The following is a 16071-nucleotide window of genomic DNA, read 5'->3' as shown; positions in this document are numbered from 1 at the left end:
ATTTAGGGTATATACTTTTTATCCTCATTCGACAGTGCCTGGGGCAACGGCACTAAAACAATCACACTTTTCTGTGACTGGCGTTACAATCGATCCCAGTCACAATTCTCAAATCAGAAGAGTATTGCTAATGAAAAACATCAATCCAACGCAGACTTCTGCCTGGCAGGCGCTCCAGAAACACTACGATGAAATGAAAGACGTTACGATCGCTGAGCTTTTCGCGAACGATAGCGACCGTTTCGCTAAATTTTCCGCGACGTTTGACGATCTGATGCTGGTGGATTTCTCCAAAAACCGCATCACCGAAGAGACGCTGGCAAAATTACAGGATCTGGCGAAAGAGACCGATCTGGCCGGCGCGATTAAATCCATGTTCTCCGGCGAGAAGATCAACCGCACCGAAGACCGCGCCGTGCTGCACGTGGCGCTGCGTAACCGTAGCAATACGCCGATCATCGTGGACGGCAAAGATGTGATGCCGGAAGTGAACGCCGTGCTTGAGAAGATGAAAACTTTCTCGCAAGCGATTATCTCCGGTCAGTGGAAAGGCTACACCGGTAAGGCCATCACCGACGTGGTGAACATCGGTATCGGCGGTTCCGACCTCGGCCCGTTCATGGTGACCGAAGCGCTGCGTCCGTATAAAAACCATCTGAACATGCACTTCGTCTCTAACGTCGATGGCACCCACATCGCTGAAGTGCTGAAGAAAGTGAACCCTGAAACCACGCTGTTCTTGGTCGCTTCTAAAACTTTCACCACCCAGGAAACCATGACCAACGCCCACAGCGCGCGCGACTGGTTCCTGAAAACTGCAGGCGATGAAAAACACGTGGCGAAACACTTTGCTGCGCTCTCCACCAACGCCAAAGCGGTCGGCGAATTTGGTATCGACACGGCCAATATGTTCGAGTTCTGGGACTGGGTCGGTGGTCGTTACTCGCTGTGGTCTGCCATCGGGCTGTCCATTATTCTGTCCGTCGGTTTCGACAACTTTGTCGAGCTGCTTTCCGGCGCGCACGCGATGGACAAGCATTTCTCCACCACTCCGACGGAGAAAAACCTACCCATTCTGCTGGCGTTGATTGGCATCTGGTACAACAATTTCTTCGGCGCGGAAACCGAAGCCATTCTGCCGTACGACCAGTATATGCACCGTTTCGCCGCCTACTTCCAGCAGGGTAACATGGAATCCAACGGTAAATACGTTGACCGTAACGGCAACGCCGTGGATTACCAGACAGGCCCAATTATCTGGGGCGAACCAGGCACCAACGGTCAGCACGCGTTTTATCAATTGATTCACCAGGGTACTAAAATGGTGCCGTGTGATTTTATCGCCCCGGCTATCACCCATAACCCGCTATCCGATCATCATCAGAAGCTGCTGTCTAACTTCTTCGCGCAGACCGAAGCGCTGGCGTTTGGTAAATCCCGCGAGGTGGTTGAGCAGGAATATCGCGATCAGGGGAAAGATCCGGCGCAGCTTGAACACGTTGTGCCATTCAAAGTGTTTGAAGGCAACCGCCCGACCAACTCTATCCTGCTGCGCGAAATTACGCCGTTCAGCCTGGGCGCACTGATTGCGTTGTATGAGCATAAAATCTTTACGCAGGGCGTCATCCTGAACATCTTTACTTTCGACCAGTGGGGCGTTGAGTTGGGTAAACAGTTGGCTAACCGTATTCTGCCGGAGTTGGGCGATGATAAAGCTATTTCGTCCCATGATAGCTCTACTAACGGTCTGATTAACCGTTATAAAGCCTGGCGCGCCTGATGGCACTGCGCTTATCCGGTCTACGTAATGCATAGCGTCTGTAGGCCGGGTAAGGCGTTTCGCCGCCATCCGGCAAAAAGAGAATAAGATAATAAAAAGGCCGATATTCACATCGGCTTTTTTTATAAGATAATTCCGCTTGTCCGTCTTTATCCCCACAATTTTATATTGAGCTTAATCCTAAAATAAGCAATAACCAGAAAATCACTCTGCGTTATTTTCAGATTATACGGATGCTGATGTCTTTTAGTTTAATTTTAACTTATTGATTTTATTTGTTTGTTAATTAAATAATGTAGGCGTTACTTCTTTAAAGTTTAATTATCCTAAAACTTCGATGTTATTTCTCCCGGGCATAATCCGCCTGCTTTGGTTGTGTATACTCGGTAGCGCCCGAAATTCTTTTGGGTAAATCTCCATTCATTCAATGAAGGGAAATTATGATGAAAAAAGTACTGTATGGCATTTTTGCCATAACCGCGCTTGCGGCGACATCTGTCTCGGCAGCCCCCGTTCAGGTGGGTGAAGCGGCAGGGTCGGCAGCGACGTCGGTATCGGCGGGAAGCTCCTCCGCTACCAGCGTTAGCACCGTAAGTTCGGCGGTGGGCGTCGCGTTAGCGGCAACCGGCGGCGGCGATGGTTCCAATACCGGGACCACGACCACCACGACCACCAGTACCCAGTAGTATCGGTATGTTTAACCATAACCACACTCCGGTGTGGTTATTTTGCCCCTCTGGAGAAGCGTCGTGAAGCGACTCGCACTTATCCTGATTTGCCTGCTATTACAGGCGTGTTCGGCCACCACTAAAGGCCTGGGCGATTCACTGTGGGACAGTTTGTTCGGTACGCCAGGCGTACAGCTAACGGATGACGATATTCAAAACATGCCGTATGCCAGCCAGTACATGCAGCTTAACGGCGGCCCTCAACTGTTTGTGGTGCTCGCTTTCTCGGAAAACGGGCAGCAGAAATGGGTGACGCAGGATGGCGCGACGATCGTGACGCAGCATGGCCGTCTGGTCAAAACTCTGCTCAGCGGTGACAACCTGATCGATGTGAATAATCTGGCGGCCGACCCGCTGGCGAAACCAGGACAGATTATCGATGGCGCGACCTGGACTCGCACCCTGGGCTGGACCGAACATCGCCAGGTGCGTTACGCCACCGCCCGCTCCGTTTTTACATGGCGAGGGACCGATAGCGTGAACGTCGGCAGTGAAGAGACCGCCGTGCGGGTGTTAGATGAAGAAGTGACGACCGATCAAACGCGCTGGCGCAATCGCTACTGGGTTGATAGCGAAGGCCAAATTCGCCAGACGGAACAGTATCTGGGCGCGAATTACTTTCCGGTGAAAACCACGCTGATTAAGGCGGCAAAATCATGATGAAAAGGACGATAAGCGCGCTGGCGCTGGCCTTTATCGCGTCATCCGCCTTTGCCAGCGGCACTGTTACCGTTTTTACCCAAGGTAATAGCGAGCCTAAAACGCTGACAGACGCTGAGCGTCTGCTCGATTTAGTCGGACAGCCGCGCCTGGCAACGAGCTGGTGGCCTGCGGCGGTGATAGGCGAAGAACAGACGACCGTGACGGCGCGTCAACAGCAGCAGGAACTTCTCGGGCGACTGGCGGCGCTCAGCGCTGAGGAAGATGGCGATGCGGCGGGGGCAATAAACACACTACGCCGACAGATTCAGGCGGTGAAGGTGACGGGCAGACAATTCGTGAATCTTGATCCTGACGTGGTGCGGGTGAGCGAACGAGGTAACCCGCCGCTGCAAGGTCACTACACGCTCTGGGTCGGGCCGCAACCCACGCAGGTGACGCTCTTTGGCTTGATTAGCCAGCCGGGCAGCCAGCCTCCCTGGGCGGGACGTCGCCAGTTATCTTGAGGATCAGCGCTTACTCAGCGGCGCGGATCGTAGCTATGCCTGGGTGGTTTACCCTGATGGACGCAGCCAAAAAGCGCCGGTGGCTTACTGGAATAAGCGTCATATCGAGCCGATGCCCGGCAGCATTATTTTTGTCGGTTTTGCCGATTCCCTTTGGCGCGGCACGCCGGAGGCGATGAATGCCGACATTCTTCATACCCTGACGCAGCGGATACCGGAATAATGAAAAAAACACATCTGCTCAGCGTGCTGGCGCTGGGTATTAGCGCGGCCTGCCATGCCGAAACATATCCAGCCCCTGTTGGGCCTTCACAATCTGACTTTGGCGGCGTGGGCCTGCTGCAAACGCCGACAGCGCGTATGGCGCGTGAAGGGGAGATGAGCCTGAACTATCGCGATAACGATCAGTACCGCTACTACTCGGCTTCGGTTCAGCTTTTCCCGTGGCTGGAAACCACGTTGCGCTATACCGATGTCCGTACGAAAAAGTACAGCAACGTGGAATCATTCTCCGGCGACCAGACTTACAAAGATAAAGCGTTTGATGTGAAACTGCGGTTGTGGGAAGAGAGTTACTGGATGCCGCAGGTGGCGGTTGGCGCGCGCGATATCGGCGGGACGGGGCTGTTTGATGCGGAATATATTGTAGCGAGTAAGGCCTGGGGGCCATTTGATTTTTCATTAGGTCTCGGCTGGGGCTATCTTGGCACCAGCGGCAATGTGTCTAATCCTTTCTGTTCGTATAGTGATAAATTCTGTTCGCGTGATAACAGCTATAAAGAGGCAGGTTCCGTCGACGGTAGCGATATGTTTCACGGCCCGGCCTCACTGTTTGGCGGCGTGGAATATCAGACCCCGTGGCAACCGCTACGCCTGAAGCTGGAGTATGAAGGCAATAATTATCAGCAGGATTTTGCGGGTAAACTGGAGCAGAAGAGCAAGTTTAACGTCGGCGCCATTTACCGCGTCACCGATTGGGCCGACGTTAACCTCAGCTACGAGCGCGGCAACACCTTTATGTTTGGCGTTACGCTGCGCACCAATTTCAACGATTTACGACCCGCGTATCATGACAATTCACGCCCGCAATACCGACCACAGCCGCAGGATGCCATCCTGCAACATTCGGTAGTGGCTAATCAATTAACGTTATTGAAATATAATGCCGGTCTGGCGGACCCGAAAATCCAGGTCAAAGGCGATACGCTATACGTTACCGGTGAACAGGTGAAGTACCGCGACTCCCGTGAAGGGATCGTGCGCGCTAACCGGATCGTCATGAACGATCTGCCGGAGGGGATCCGCACGATCCGCGTGACGGAAAACCGCCTTAATCTGCCGCAGGTCACCACTGAAACCGATGTCGCCAGCCTGAAACGCCATCTGGAAGGCGAACCGCTGGGACATGAAACTCCGCTGGCGCAAAAACGCGTGGAGCCGATCGTGCCAGAGAGTACTGAACAGGGTTGGTATATCGACAAGTCGCGCGTTGATTTTCATCTTGATCCCGTGCTGAATCAGTCGGTAGGCGGCCCGGAAAACTTCTATATGTATCAGTTGGGCGTAATGGGAACCGCGGATCTGTGGGTCACAGATCATCTGCTCACCACGGGCAGCGTGTTTGCCAATATCGCCAACAACTACGACAAATTTAACTACACCAATCCGCCGAAGGACTCGCATCTGCCGCGGGTGCGTACGCATGTCCGTGAGTATGTGCAGAACGATGTTTATGTGAATAACCTACAGGCCAACTACTTCCAGTATTTTGGCAATGGTTTCTATGGGCAGGTCTACGGCGGTTATCTGGAGACCATGTTTGGCGGTGCTGGGGCGGAAGTCCTGTATCGCCCGGTAGACAGCAATTGGGCGTTTGGTCTGGATGCCAACTACGTGAAACAGCGTGACTGGCGTAGCGCGCAGGATATGATGAAGTTTACCGATTACAGCGTGAAGACCGGACATTTGACCGCATACTGGACGCCGTCGTTCGCCCAGGATGTGCTGGTGAAAGCCAGCGTTGGTCAGTATTTGGCGGGCGATAAAGGCGGTACGCTGGAGATCGCCAAACGCTTCGATAGCGGCGTCGTTGTCGGCGGTTACGCGACGATTACCGATGCGTCGCCGGATAAATATGGGGAAGGGGATTTTACCAAAGGCGTATATGTTTCCGTGCCGCTGGATATCTTCTCGTCCGGCCCAACCCGAAGTCGTGCGGCAATTGGCTGGACGCCGCTGACGCGTGACGGTGGTCAACAGCTTGGCCGTAAGTTTGGCCTGTATGATATGACCAGTGACAGGAGCGTAAATTTCCGTTAATACTCAGGCCGGATAAGGCGTTTACGGCGCTATCCGGCAAATTATCTTATTGAACAAAATATAAACATAAATAAAAAATATAGATGCCCGTCACATTTGTGCGTTATACAGAAACCTCGCCGCAGAGAAAGAGGGGGCTGTTATGATGCCATTATCGCGCTCACGTCTTGAGTTTATCGCCACGATTTTACAAAACGTACTAAATTTGGGGCTGCTTACCCTCGGTCTGATCCTGGTCGTTTTTCTCGGTAAAGAGACGGTTCATCTGGCGGATGCATTATTTGCGCCTGAGCAAGCCAGCAAATATGAACTGGTGGAAGGGCTGGTGATCTACTTTCTTTATTTCGAATTTATTGCGCTGATTGTGAAGTACTTTAAGTCTGGCCTTCACTTTCCGCTGCGCTATTTCGTGTACATTGGGATCACGGCGATTGTGCGTCTGATCATTGTCGATCATAAAACGCCAATGGATGTATTACTCTATTCGGCGGCGATCCTCCTGTTGGTTATCACGTTGTGGTTATGTAATTCGAACCGACTACGGCGAGAATAGGCGTCGCCACACCGTAACGGACGTATGGCGTGGCAATAAATTAGCCGCTGTCTATAACGCATAAAAAAAGCGCTCCGAAGAGCGCCAAAATACGACCATAAGTGGGGATAACATAAGTTGAGGGCAGTGGCATTGCCCGTTGCCGGGCAGGTACTTCGATAAAACTTAACCTTTCACACCCCCAGCCGTCAGGCCGTTGACCAGCCAACGTTGCGCCAACAGGAACACCAGGGTGATAGGAATAGCAGAAAGGACGGCGGCGGCGGCAAAGTCGCCCCACAGGTAGTTTTGCGGGTTGAGATATTGCTGCATACCCACGGCCAGCGTATAGCTGTCCACATCGCGCAGTAACAACGAGGCGACCGGAACTTCGGTAATCGCCGCGATGAACGACAGAATAAACACCACCGCCAGAATCGGTACGGAAAGCGGCAGCAGCACCAGGCGAAATGCCTGCCACGGGGTTGCGCCATCCAGCGCAGCGGCCTCTTCCAGCGAGCTGTCGATAGTTTCGAAGTAGCCTTTAATCGTCCAGACATGCAGCGCAATGCCGCCAAGATAGGCGAAGATCACGCCGCCATGCGTATTCAGACCGATAAATGGAATGTATTGTCCCAGGCGATCAAATAACGCATACAGCGCTACCAGAGACAAAACCGCCGGAAACATCTGGAAAATCAGCATCCCTTTGAGCAGTGTTGCTTTACCTGGAAAACGCATTCGTGCGAAAGCGTAGGCGCAGGTGGTGGAGAGCGCCACGATGCCGATGGCGGTAATACCGGCGATTTTCACCGAGTTCCACAGCCACAGCAGGACCGGGAAGGGAGGCGGCGTTACCCGACCATCCGCATGTTCCACGCTGAAACCCAGCGCCAGCCGCCAGTGTTCCCAGGAGATTTTGTCCGGGATCAGGCTTCCGGTGGCGAAGTTCCCTTCACGTAGCGAGATAGCGATGACCATCAGCAGCGGGAACATAATCGCTGCGATGAAAATCAGCAGCCCCAGGTGCGTGATGAGGAGACGCAGTTTCTGAGATTTGGGTTGGACCATAGCCATTGTTATTATCTCCCTTAATCAAACTTCATACGCGTGGCTTTCAGGTTCACTATTGCCAGCGCGCCTACCAGCAGGAAGATCAGCGTGGCAATGGCCGCCGCCAGACCGAAGTCCTGACCGCCGCCGCCTTCAAAGGCGATACGGTAGGTGTAGCTGACGAGTAGATCGGTATAACCGGCAGGCGTGGTGGTGCCGAGACGGTCTGGCCCGCCGTTGGTCAATAACTGAATCAGGACAAAGTTATTAAAGTTAAAGGCGAAGCTGGCGATCATCAGCGGCGTTAGCGGCTTAATCAGCAGCGGTAAGGTGATCTTAAAGAAATTCTGAAATGGACCGGCGCCGTCCATTGCGGAGGCTTCGTACAGGTCATCCGGAATCGCTTTCAGCAGTCCCATGCACAGGATCATCATGTAGGGATAGCCCAGCCAGGTATTCACGATAATCACCATTGCCCGCGCGGTGTTGGGGTCGCTGAACCAGGCAGGTTTAATGCCGAACAGCGCGCTCAGCATCATATTGATTTCACCAAAGCTTTGGTTGAATAACCCTTTGAAAATCAAAATTGAAATAAACGACGGTACGGCGTAGGGCAGAATCAGCAGGACGCGGTAGATAGCTTTACCTTTCAGCGCTTCCCACTGTACGAGGCAGGCCAATACCATCCCAACCGCCACGGTTAACACCACAGTGAGGACCGAAAAGACCACGGTCCAGACGAAGATAGCGAAAAAGGGCTTCTGGATCCCTTCGTCGGTAAAGACGCGCGTAAAGTTTTTCGCGCCGATAGTAACGGTATAACCAGGACTGAGTTTTTCATCACCCCAGCTTCCGTCGGCGTTGATCGACTGATAATAACCGCTATCGTTGTTTGGCCGGTATTTTACGCCGCTCTGGTTATTGGTCAGCAGGCCGTCATCAGCCAGTGTGTACAGCGGACGAGTACCGGAAAACTGACGTAGCGAGCTCATAATTACTTTACTTTCATCCGGCAGGACGGCGGTTATCTGGTTCAGCGCCAGACGGTTCTGGGTGATTATCCGCAGATTGGCGCGTTCGCCGCCCGGCAGGGCATCGGTCTCTTTCAGCTGTAATTTTTGTTCGCCGCCGAAGGAAAATGCGTCAGACAGGTAATGTTTGCCCGTTTCTCCGTCGGTGAGGGCCAGTTGCCACTCGTCGCCGCTCGGGTAAAGACCGAAGTTATAGGTTTTTCCTGCCTGATAAGAACGGTCCATTAGCACTTGCTGGGCGCGTTCAAAGGTGAGCTGGTTGGTGCTGCTGTAGTTAGTAAAGGCGATAGCGATGGTGCACACCAGCGGGAATAGCACAAATAGCCCCATGCCGGCGAGGCCAGGGTAAACGTAGCGCCAGGCATAGGTTTTACGATTTGCGAAAATATACAGGCCAGCAGAGCTTAAAATCAGCGTCATGATGGCGAACAGATACTCCCCTTGTACGTACATTAAAACTACAAGGTAACCCACCAGCAGGCCCAGCAGACCAATTACTGACCATTTAAGCTGGTCACTTTGCCACCAGTGTTTCTTTTTAATGACATCCATGGGGATTTTCCTCTACAGCGTTGAAACTTCCTGGCCGGAGATGTGCCTGATGGCGTTGCGCTTATCAGGCCTACGGTGTGTTGTAGGCCGGATAAGGCATTTATGCCGCCATCCGGCACAGGCTCGCGGCATTACTTAGTGATACGGCTTTGTGCATCTTTCAGCGCGGCATCCACGGTTTGACGGCCGCTGGCGGCGTTAATCACAGCCGTACGTACCGCATACCAGAAGGCGGACATCTGCGGAATATTCGGCATGATCTCGCCTTTCTGGGCGTTATCCATGGTGGCGGCGATACGGGGGTCTTTCGCTAACTGCTCCTGGAAAGATTTCAGCGCCACGGCGCCCAGCGGTTTATCTTTGTTCACCGCTTCCAGACCCTGATCGGTCAGCAGGTAGTTTTCGAGGAACTCTTTCGCCAGCTCTTTATTCGGGCTGGCAGCGTTAATCCCCGCGCTCAGCACGCCGACGAACGGTTTCGAGGGTTTGCCTTTGAAGGTCGGCAGCAGGGTGACACCGTAGTTGACTTTGCTCTTGTCGATGTTCGACCATGCCCACGGACCGTTGATGGTCATTGCCGTTTCGCCTTTATTGAAGGCCGCTTCGGCGATGGAGTAATCGGTATCGGCGCTCATATTTTTGTTCTTGATCATATCGATCAGGAAAGTCAGGCCCGCTTTCGCGCCGGCGTTGTCGACACCAACGTCTTTCACGTCATACTTGCCGTTTTCAAATTTGAACGCGTAACCGCCGTCAGCGGCGATCAAAGGCCAGGTGAAATACGGCTCTTGCAGGTTGAACATTATCGCCGACTTCCCTTTCGCTTTTAGCTCTTTATCCAGCGCCGGGATCTCTTCCCAGGTTTTCGGCGGGTTCGGGACGAGGTCTTTGTTATAAATCAGGGAGAGGGCTTCAACGGCGATGGGGTAGGCGATCAGCTTGCCGTTATAACGTACCGCATCCCAGGTGAACGGATAGAGTTTGTCCTGAAACGCTTTATCCGGAGTGACCTCCGCCAGCAGACCAGACTGCGCGTAGCCGCCAAAACGGTCGTGCGCCCAGAAGATAATGTCAGGACCGTCGCCGGTGGCTGCCACCTGCGGGAATTTCTCTTCCAGCTTATCCGGGTGCTCAACGGTCACTTTAATGCCGGTGTCTTGCTCAAATTTTTTACCGACCTCGGCCAGACCGTTATAGCCCTTGTCGCCGTTGATCCAGATAACCAGTTTACCTTCTTCAATTTTGGCGAGAGCCGGGGCGGAAATCATCATCGTCGTAAGTGCGGATAATGCGAGGATGCCTACGCCAGTTTTAATCTTCATATCTCCCATCCTTTTTGGTGATGTACACAGAGGTGGTTTAACGGTCTCTAGTTTCTTTATACGACAACCTCTTTCCATCCTCCCCGCCCCTACGCCCCACCCCGGCTTTATGTGATCTGTGTTGCATAAATGTGAGTAATGCGTGCTGGCGCACACAAAAACACGCCGATTTTTGCGGGCGGCATCACGAAATTCCTTTTCTGCCCGCACTCGTGGTCTCAGGCGCTGTGTCCTCATCCTCCCGCCTCCTCCCCCATAAAAAAGCCGGGGGGTGGAGGATTTACCCCAGTCAGGGATCGCGCATAGTCAGGCCATCATGAATGTTGCTGTCAATGACAGGTTGTAACGAAGGGAGAAAGGCATGGCGAGCGTACAGCTACGAAATGTAACGAAAGCCTGGGGTGACGTGGTGGTATCGAAAGATATTAACCTCGATATCCATGACGGGGAGTTCGTGGTGTTTGTCGGACCGTCAGGCTGTGGTAAATCGACCTTGCTGCGTATGATCGCCGGGCTTGAAACCATCACCAGTGGCGACCTGTTTATCGGGGAAACCCGTATGAATGATATTCCGCCTGCCGAGCGCGGCGTGGGCATGGTATTCCAGTCTTATGCGCTCTATCCCCATCTCTCCGTTGCAGAAAACATGTCTTTCGGCCTCAAGCTGGCGGGCGCCAAAAAAGAGGTAATGAATCAACGCGTCAACCAGGTGGCGGAAGTGCTGCAACTGGCGCATCTGCTGGAACGTAAGCCAAAAGCGCTTTCCGGCGGGCAGCGTCAGCGCGTAGCGATTGGCCGCACGCTGGTGGCGGAGCCGCGTGTGTTTTTGCTGGATGAACCGCTCTCTAACCTGGATGCCGCGCTACGCGTGCAGATGCGCATTGAAATTTCTCGCCTGCATAAACGTCTGGGCCGCACGATGATTTACGTCACCCACGATCAGGTCGAGGCGATGACGCTGGCCGACAAAATCGTGGTGCTGGACGCCGGTCGCGTCGCGCAGGTCGGTAAGCCGCTGGAGCTGTACCACTATCCGGCGGACCGTTTTGTCGCGGGCTTCATCGGCTCGCCGAAGATGAACTTCCTGCCGGTGAAAGTGACCGCCACCGCGATTGAACAAGTCCAGGTCGAACTGCCGAATCGCCAGCAAATCTGGCTGCCGGTCGAAAGTCGCGGCGTGCAGGTCGGCGCCAATATGTCTTTAGGCATTCGGCCGGAACACCTGCTGCCGAGCGATATCGCCGATGTCACCCTGGAAGGCGAAGTCCAGGTGGTCGAGCAGTTAGGGCACGAAACACAAATTCATATCCAGATCCCCGCCATCCGTCAAAACCTGGTTTATCGCCAGAATGACGTGGTGTTGGTAGAAGAGGGCGCCACATTCGCTATCGGCCTGCCGCCAGAGCGCTGTCATCTGTTCCGCGAGGATGGCAGCGCATGTCGTCGTCTGCATCAAGAGCCGGGTGTTTAAGGCCTCCATAAAAAAACGAAACGCAAAACCATTCGCAGTTTTAGAAGGTGGCAGCGTTTAAAGAAAAGCAATGATCTCAGGAGATAGAATGATGATTACTCTGCGCAAACTCCCACTGGCGGTTGCTGTCGCAGCGGGCGTAATGTCCGCTCAGGCAATGGCTGTCGATTTCCACGGTTACGCCCGTTCCGGTATTGGCTGGACGGGAAGCGGCGGCGAACAACAGTGTTTCCAGGCAACGGGTGCCCAAAGTAAATACCGTCTTGGTAACGAATGTGAAACCTATGCGGAACTGAAACTGGGCCAGGAAGTGTGGAAAGAGGGCGATAAGAGCTTCTATTTCGACACCAACGTCGCCTATTCGGTTAATCAGCAGAACGACTGGGAATCGACCGATCCCGCCTTCCGCGAAGCGAACGTGCAGGGTAAAAACCTGATTGAATGGCTGCCGGGCTCTACCATCTGGGCCGGTAAGCGCTTCTATCAGCGTCATGACGTACACATGATCGACTTCTACTACTGGGATATTTCAGGTCCTGGCGCAGGTATCGAAAATATCGATCTGGGCTTCGGTAAGCTTTCACTGGCGGCGACCCGCTCTACTGAAGCGGGCGGCTCTTACACCTTCAGCAGCCAGAATATTTATGATGAAGTGAAAGATACCGCTAACGACGTCTTTGACGTACGTCTAGCTGGTCTGCAAACGAACCCGGACGGCGTACTGGAGCTGGGCGTTGATTACGGTCGCGCCAATACGACCGATGGTTATAAGCTGGCGGATGGGGCATCGAAAGACGGCTGGATGTTCACCGCCGAACATACGCAAAGCATGTTGAAAGGCTATAACAAGTTTGTCGTGCAATATGCCACCGATGCCATGACCACGCAGGGTAAAGGCCAGGCGCGCGGTTCCGACGGTTCTTCATCTTTCACTGAAGAATTACCTGATGGAACCAAAATTAATTATGCCAATAAGGTCATCAATAATAATGGCGATATGTGGCGTATTTTGGATCATGGCGCCATCTCGCTTGGTGATAAATGGGATTTGATGTACGTCGGTATGTACCAGAATATCGATTGGGATAATAACCTGGGTACTGAGTGGTGGACCGTGGGCGTACGTCCAATGTACAAGTGGACGCCAATCATGAGTACCCTGCTGGAAGTCGGCTACGACAACGTGAAATCTCAGCAGACCGGCGATCGTAACAATCAATATAAAATCACCCTGGCGCAACAGTGGCAGGCGGGCGACAGCATCTGGTCGCGTCCGGCTATCCGTATTTTCGCCACCTACGCAAAATGGGATGAGAAGTGGGGCTATATCAAAGACGGCGATAACATTTCCCGTTATGCCGCAGCGACTAACTCCGGCATTTCCACCAACAGCCGTGGCGATAGCGATGAGTGGACCTTCGGCGCCCAGATGGAAATCTGGTGGTAATACGATGGTCATCTGACGTAACGAGGGGCGCAAGCCCCTCTGAAACATCAGGTCTGATGATGCTTGTAAGCCGAATAAGGCGCCAGCCGCCATTCGGCGATATGTTTGGGTTGGCGCGCTATTGCCTGGCTACCGCTGAACCCGCCTTATTGAGGTGAGAATAATGAAAATGAAGAAAAGTCTCGTCGCCCTCTGTTTAACCGCAGGGCTGTTCGCCAGCGTGCCGGGTATCAGCCTGGCGGAAGTGAACTATGTACCGCAAAATACCAGCGCCGCGCCCGCTATTCCTGCTGCTGCGCTACAGCAATTAACCTGGACGCCTGTAGATCAGTCAAAAACGCAGTCTACCCAACTGGCGACTGGCGGCCAGCGCCTTGACGTCGCCGGCATTACCGGCCCGGTCGCCGCTTATAGCGTTCCGGCGAATATCGGCGAGCTGACATTAACTCTGACCAGCGAGGTCAATAAGCAAGCCAGCGTTTTTGCGCCAAACGTGTTGATTCTTGACCAAAATATGACACCTTCGGCGTTCTTCCCCAGCAGTTACTTTACTTATCAGCAGCCGGGCGTCATGAGCGCAGACCGGCTGGAAGGCGTGATGCGCCTGACGCCTGCGTTGGGGCAGCAGAAACTCTATGTTCTGGTGTTTACGACCGAAAAAGATCTTCAGCAAACCACTACGCTGCTCGATCCGGCAAAAGCCTATGCCAAAGGCGTCGGTAACTCTATCCCGGATATTCCCGATCCAGTTGCTCGCCATACCACTGACGGCGTGGTGAAACTGAAGGTAAAAACCAACAGCAGCTCCAGCGTATTGGTCGGGCCGTTGTTTGGCTCGTCCGGTACCGGGCCGGTAACGGTAGGCAATACCGCCGCGCCGGTCGCTGCGCCAGCGCCAGTCGCGCCGAAGAAAAGCGAACCGATGTTGAACGATACGGAAAGCTACTTTAATAAAGCGATTAAGGATGCCGTAGCGAAAGGCGACGTCGATAAAGCGCTGAAACTGCTTGATGAGGCCGAACGTCTGGGATCGACATCTGCCCGTTCCACCTTTATCAGCAGTGTAAAAGGCAAGGGGTAATTGTTTCCCCACAGTGCTGATTTTGCAGCAACTGGTGCGTCTCCTGGCGCACCTTTTTTTGTCATTTCATGCGAATTGTTATTTTTTTGTTGCGCAACAGATCACTTAATTGTGATTGCGCCCCCCGTAATGTCTTTTCTGAGATACAATGACTTTAGGTTATGAATCGGAGAGTAAGGCATGTCACACCCTGCGTTAACGCGACTGCGTGCGCTGCGCTATTTTGATGCGATGCCTGCGCTTGAACCCCATTTGCTGGACTGGCTGTTGCTGGAAGATTCTATGACTAAACGTTTTGAGCAGCAGGGAAAGCGGGTAAGCGTGACGCTGATTCGGGAAGCGTTTGTCGGCCAAAGTGAGGTCGAGGAAGCATCAGGTTTACTGCCATCAGAATCCCGCTACTGGTTACGTGAGATACTGCTTTGCGCTGACGGCGAGCCCTGGCTTGCCGGACGTACCGTGGTACCGGAATCCACGCTGTGCGGACCTGAACAGGTCTTACAACATCTGGGTAAAACCCCGCTTGGACGTTATCTATTTACATCATCGACACTGACCCGCGATTTTATTGAAATTGGACGCGATGCAACGCTGTGGGGGCGCCGCTCTCGACTGCGGTTGAGCGGAAAACCGCTGTTGCTTACCGAGCTTTTTTTACCTGCATCGCCGCTGTACTGAGAGGAAGATAAAGATGGAGTGGAGTCTGACGCAGAGTAAGCTGCTGGCGTTTCACCGTTTGATGCGTACAGATAAGCCTATTGGCGCGTTGCTGCTGCTCTGGCCGACGCTTTGGGCGCTATGGGTGGCGACGCCGGGTATGCCTCAGCTGTGGATTTTGGCAGTTTTTGTCGCTGGCGTGTGGTTAATGCGCGCGGCGGGCTGCGTGGTGAATGATTATGCCGATCGTAAATTTGACGGACATGTAAAACGTACGGTCAACCGACCTTTACCCAGCGGCGCCGTGACAGAGAAAGAAGCGCGCAACCTGTTTGTGGTGCTGGTGCTGCTGGCGTTTCTGTTGGTGCTGACGCTGAACGCCATGACGATTCTGCTTTCCGTAGCGGCGCTGGCGTTGGCCTGGGTTTATCCCTTTATGAAACGCTACACCCACCTGCCGCAGGTCGTGCTGGGGGCCGCTTTCGGCTGGTCAATCCCCATGGCGTTCGCCGCGGTGAGCGAATCCCTGCCGTTGAGCTGCTGGCTGATGTTCCTCGCCAATATTCTCTGGGCGGTGGCTTACGATACGCAATATGCGATGGTCGACAGAGATGATGATATCAAGATAGGCATTAAATCGACGGCGATCCTGTTTGGTCGTTATGACACATTGATTATCGGGATTCTGCAGCTTGGCGTCATGGCGTTAATGGCGCTGATCGGCTGGTTGAATGGTCTGGGAGGGGGATATTACTGGGCTGTGCTGGTGGCGGGCGCGCTGTTTGTCTACCAGCAAAAACTGATTGCGAACCGTGAGCGTGAAGCCTGCTTTAAAGCCTTTATGAACAATAACTACGTTGGCCTGGTGCTATTTTTAGGGCTGGCGATGAGTTACTGGCACTTCTGATGTCATGCCGGGCGGACCCGGCCTA

The 16071-nt window shown here is 53.4% G+C and carries 13 protein-coding genes and 1 pseudogene; 11 read left to right on the top strand and 3 right to left on the bottom strand.

The window, feature by feature from the left end; translation table 11 throughout:
• Positions 1 to 130: 130 nt before the first annotated feature.
• The 6 genes and pseudogenes from pgi (at position 131) to psiE (ending at position 6546) form a co-directional block, all read left to right on the top strand.
• Entirely contained in the window at positions 131 to 1780 is a 1650-nt protein-coding gene (pgi, locus tag ACLJRU_RS12550) for a glucose-6-phosphate isomerase (RefSeq protein ID WP_023235458.1), read from the top strand.
• A gap of 443 nt (positions 1781 to 2223) precedes the next feature.
• Positions 2224 to 2466 (top strand): exopolysaccharide production protein YjbE, encoded by a 243-nt coding sequence (gene yjbE / locus ACLJRU_RS12545; protein WP_001541297.1) that lies wholly within the window; start codon positions 2224 to 2226, stop codon positions 2464 to 2466.
• Positions 2467 to 2529: 63 nt separating this feature from the next.
• Positions 2530 to 3168 (top strand): YjbF family lipoprotein, encoded by a 639-nt coding sequence (locus ACLJRU_RS12540; protein ID WP_000824806.1) that lies wholly within the window; start codon positions 2530 to 2532, stop codon positions 3166 to 3168.
• A pseudogene (locus tag ACLJRU_RS12535) lies at positions 3165 to 3897 on the top strand (capsule biosynthesis GfcC D2 domain-containing protein). The gene ACLJRU_RS12540 and the pseudogene ACLJRU_RS12535 overlap by 4 nt, the downstream one beginning before the upstream one ends.
• Complete coding sequence (locus tag ACLJRU_RS12530) at positions 3897 to 5993, top strand: YjbH domain-containing protein (protein ID WP_001541299.1); 2097 nt, start codon at positions 3897 to 3899, stop codon at positions 5991 to 5993. Before ACLJRU_RS12535 ends, ACLJRU_RS12530 begins: the two are co-directional and overlap by 1 nt.
• Before the next feature lie 142 nt (positions 5994 to 6135).
• Positions 6136 to 6546, top strand: a complete 411-nt coding sequence (gene psiE, locus ACLJRU_RS12525; protein WP_000982749.1) for a phosphate-starvation-inducible protein PsiE — start codon at positions 6136 to 6138, stop codon at positions 6544 to 6546.
• Positions 6547 to 6711: 165 nt separating this feature from the next.
• On the opposite strand, the gene malG is transcribed toward psiE, so the two are convergent.
• The 3 genes from malG to malE form a co-directional block, all read right to left on the bottom strand.
• Positions 6712 to 7602 (bottom strand): maltose ABC transporter permease MalG, encoded by an 891-nt coding sequence (malG, locus tag ACLJRU_RS12520; RefSeq protein WP_001252085.1) that lies wholly within the window; start codon positions 7600 to 7602, stop codon positions 6712 to 6714.
• Between the two features lie 14 nt (positions 7603 to 7616).
• Positions 7617 to 9161, bottom strand: coding sequence for a maltose ABC transporter permease MalF (gene malF, locus ACLJRU_RS12515; protein ID WP_000382570.1), 1545 nt, complete (start codon positions 9159 to 9161; stop codon positions 7617 to 7619).
• 131 nt (positions 9162 to 9292) lie between these two features.
• Complete coding sequence (gene malE, locus ACLJRU_RS12510) at positions 9293 to 10483, bottom strand: maltose/maltodextrin ABC transporter substrate-binding protein MalE (protein ID WP_000695415.1); 1191 nt, start codon at positions 10481 to 10483, stop codon at positions 9293 to 9295.
• A 361-nt stretch (positions 10484 to 10844) separates the two neighbouring features.
• Here malE and malK point away from each other — a divergent pair, with 361 nt between their 5' ends.
• The 5 genes from malK (at position 10845) to ubiA (ending at position 16046) form a co-directional block, all read left to right on the top strand.
• Positions 10845 to 11954 (top strand): maltose/maltodextrin ABC transporter ATP-binding protein MalK, encoded by a 1110-nt coding sequence (malK, locus tag ACLJRU_RS12505; protein ID WP_000179176.1) that lies wholly within the window; start codon positions 10845 to 10847, stop codon positions 11952 to 11954.
• A gap of 88 nt (positions 11955 to 12042) precedes the next feature.
• On the top strand, positions 12043 to 13401 hold the full coding sequence (locus ACLJRU_RS12500) for a maltoporin (RefSeq protein WP_000973642.1): 1359 nt from the start codon (positions 12043 to 12045) through the stop codon (positions 13399 to 13401).
• 163 nt (positions 13402 to 13564) lie between these two features.
• Complete coding sequence (gene malM, locus ACLJRU_RS12495) at positions 13565 to 14482, top strand: maltose operon protein MalM (RefSeq protein ID WP_000782497.1); 918 nt, start codon at positions 13565 to 13567, stop codon at positions 14480 to 14482.
• Between the two features lie 180 nt (positions 14483 to 14662).
• Entirely contained in the window at positions 14663 to 15160 is a 498-nt protein-coding gene (ubiC, locus tag ACLJRU_RS12490; protein WP_023235459.1) for a chorismate lyase, read from the top strand.
• Positions 15161 to 15173: 13 nt separating this feature from the next.
• Positions 15174 to 16046: a 4-hydroxybenzoate octaprenyltransferase gene (gene ubiA, locus ACLJRU_RS12485; RefSeq protein WP_000455248.1), complete on the top strand. Its 873-nt coding sequence runs from the start codon at positions 15174 to 15176 to the stop codon at positions 16044 to 16046.
• The last annotated feature ends 25 nt before the right edge of the window (positions 16047 to 16071 follow it).

The sequence above is a fragment of the Salmonella sp. SAL00653 genome (genome assembly GCF_046552515.1).
Classification (GTDB): domain Bacteria; phylum Pseudomonadota; class Gammaproteobacteria; order Enterobacterales; family Enterobacteriaceae; genus Salmonella; species Salmonella enterica.
This window is presented reverse-complemented; position numbering and strand designations above follow the sequence as displayed.

Excerpts from the sequence above, each read along its gene's own strand:
- malF (WP_000382570.1), bottom strand. The coding sequence starts at position 9,161 with ATGGATGTCATTAAAAAGAAACACTGGTGGCAAAGTGACCAGCTTAAA.
- yjbE (WP_001541297.1), top strand. The coding sequence starts at position 2,224 with ATGAAAAAAGTACTGTATGGCATTTTTGCCATAACCGCGCTTGCGGCG.
- ACLJRU_RS12530 (WP_001541299.1), top strand. The coding sequence starts at position 3,897 with ATGAAAAAAACACATCTGCTCAGCGTGCTGGCGCTGGGTATTAGCGCG.
- psiE (WP_000982749.1), top strand. The coding sequence starts at position 6,136 with ATGATGCCATTATCGCGCTCACGTCTTGAGTTTATCGCCACGATTTTA.
- malE (WP_000695415.1), bottom strand. The coding sequence starts at position 10,483 with ATGAAGATTAAAACTGGCGTAGGCATCCTCGCATTATCCGCACTTACG.
- ubiA (WP_000455248.1), top strand. The coding sequence starts at position 15,174 with ATGGAGTGGAGTCTGACGCAGAGTAAGCTGCTGGCGTTTCACCGTTTG.
- malM (WP_000782497.1), top strand. The coding sequence starts at position 13,565 with ATGAAAATGAAGAAAAGTCTCGTCGCCCTCTGTTTAACCGCAGGGCTG.
- ACLJRU_RS12500 (WP_000973642.1), top strand. The coding sequence starts at position 12,043 with ATGATGATTACTCTGCGCAAACTCCCACTGGCGGTTGCTGTCGCAGCG.
- pgi (WP_023235458.1), top strand. The coding sequence starts at position 131 with ATGAAAAACATCAATCCAACGCAGACTTCTGCCTGGCAGGCGCTCCAG.
- malG (WP_001252085.1), bottom strand. The coding sequence starts at position 7,602 with ATGGCTATGGTCCAACCCAAATCTCAGAAACTGCGTCTCCTCATCACG.
- malK (WP_000179176.1), top strand. The coding sequence starts at position 10,845 with ATGGCGAGCGTACAGCTACGAAATGTAACGAAAGCCTGGGGTGACGTG.
- ubiC (WP_023235459.1), top strand. The coding sequence starts at position 14,663 with ATGTCACACCCTGCGTTAACGCGACTGCGTGCGCTGCGCTATTTTGAT.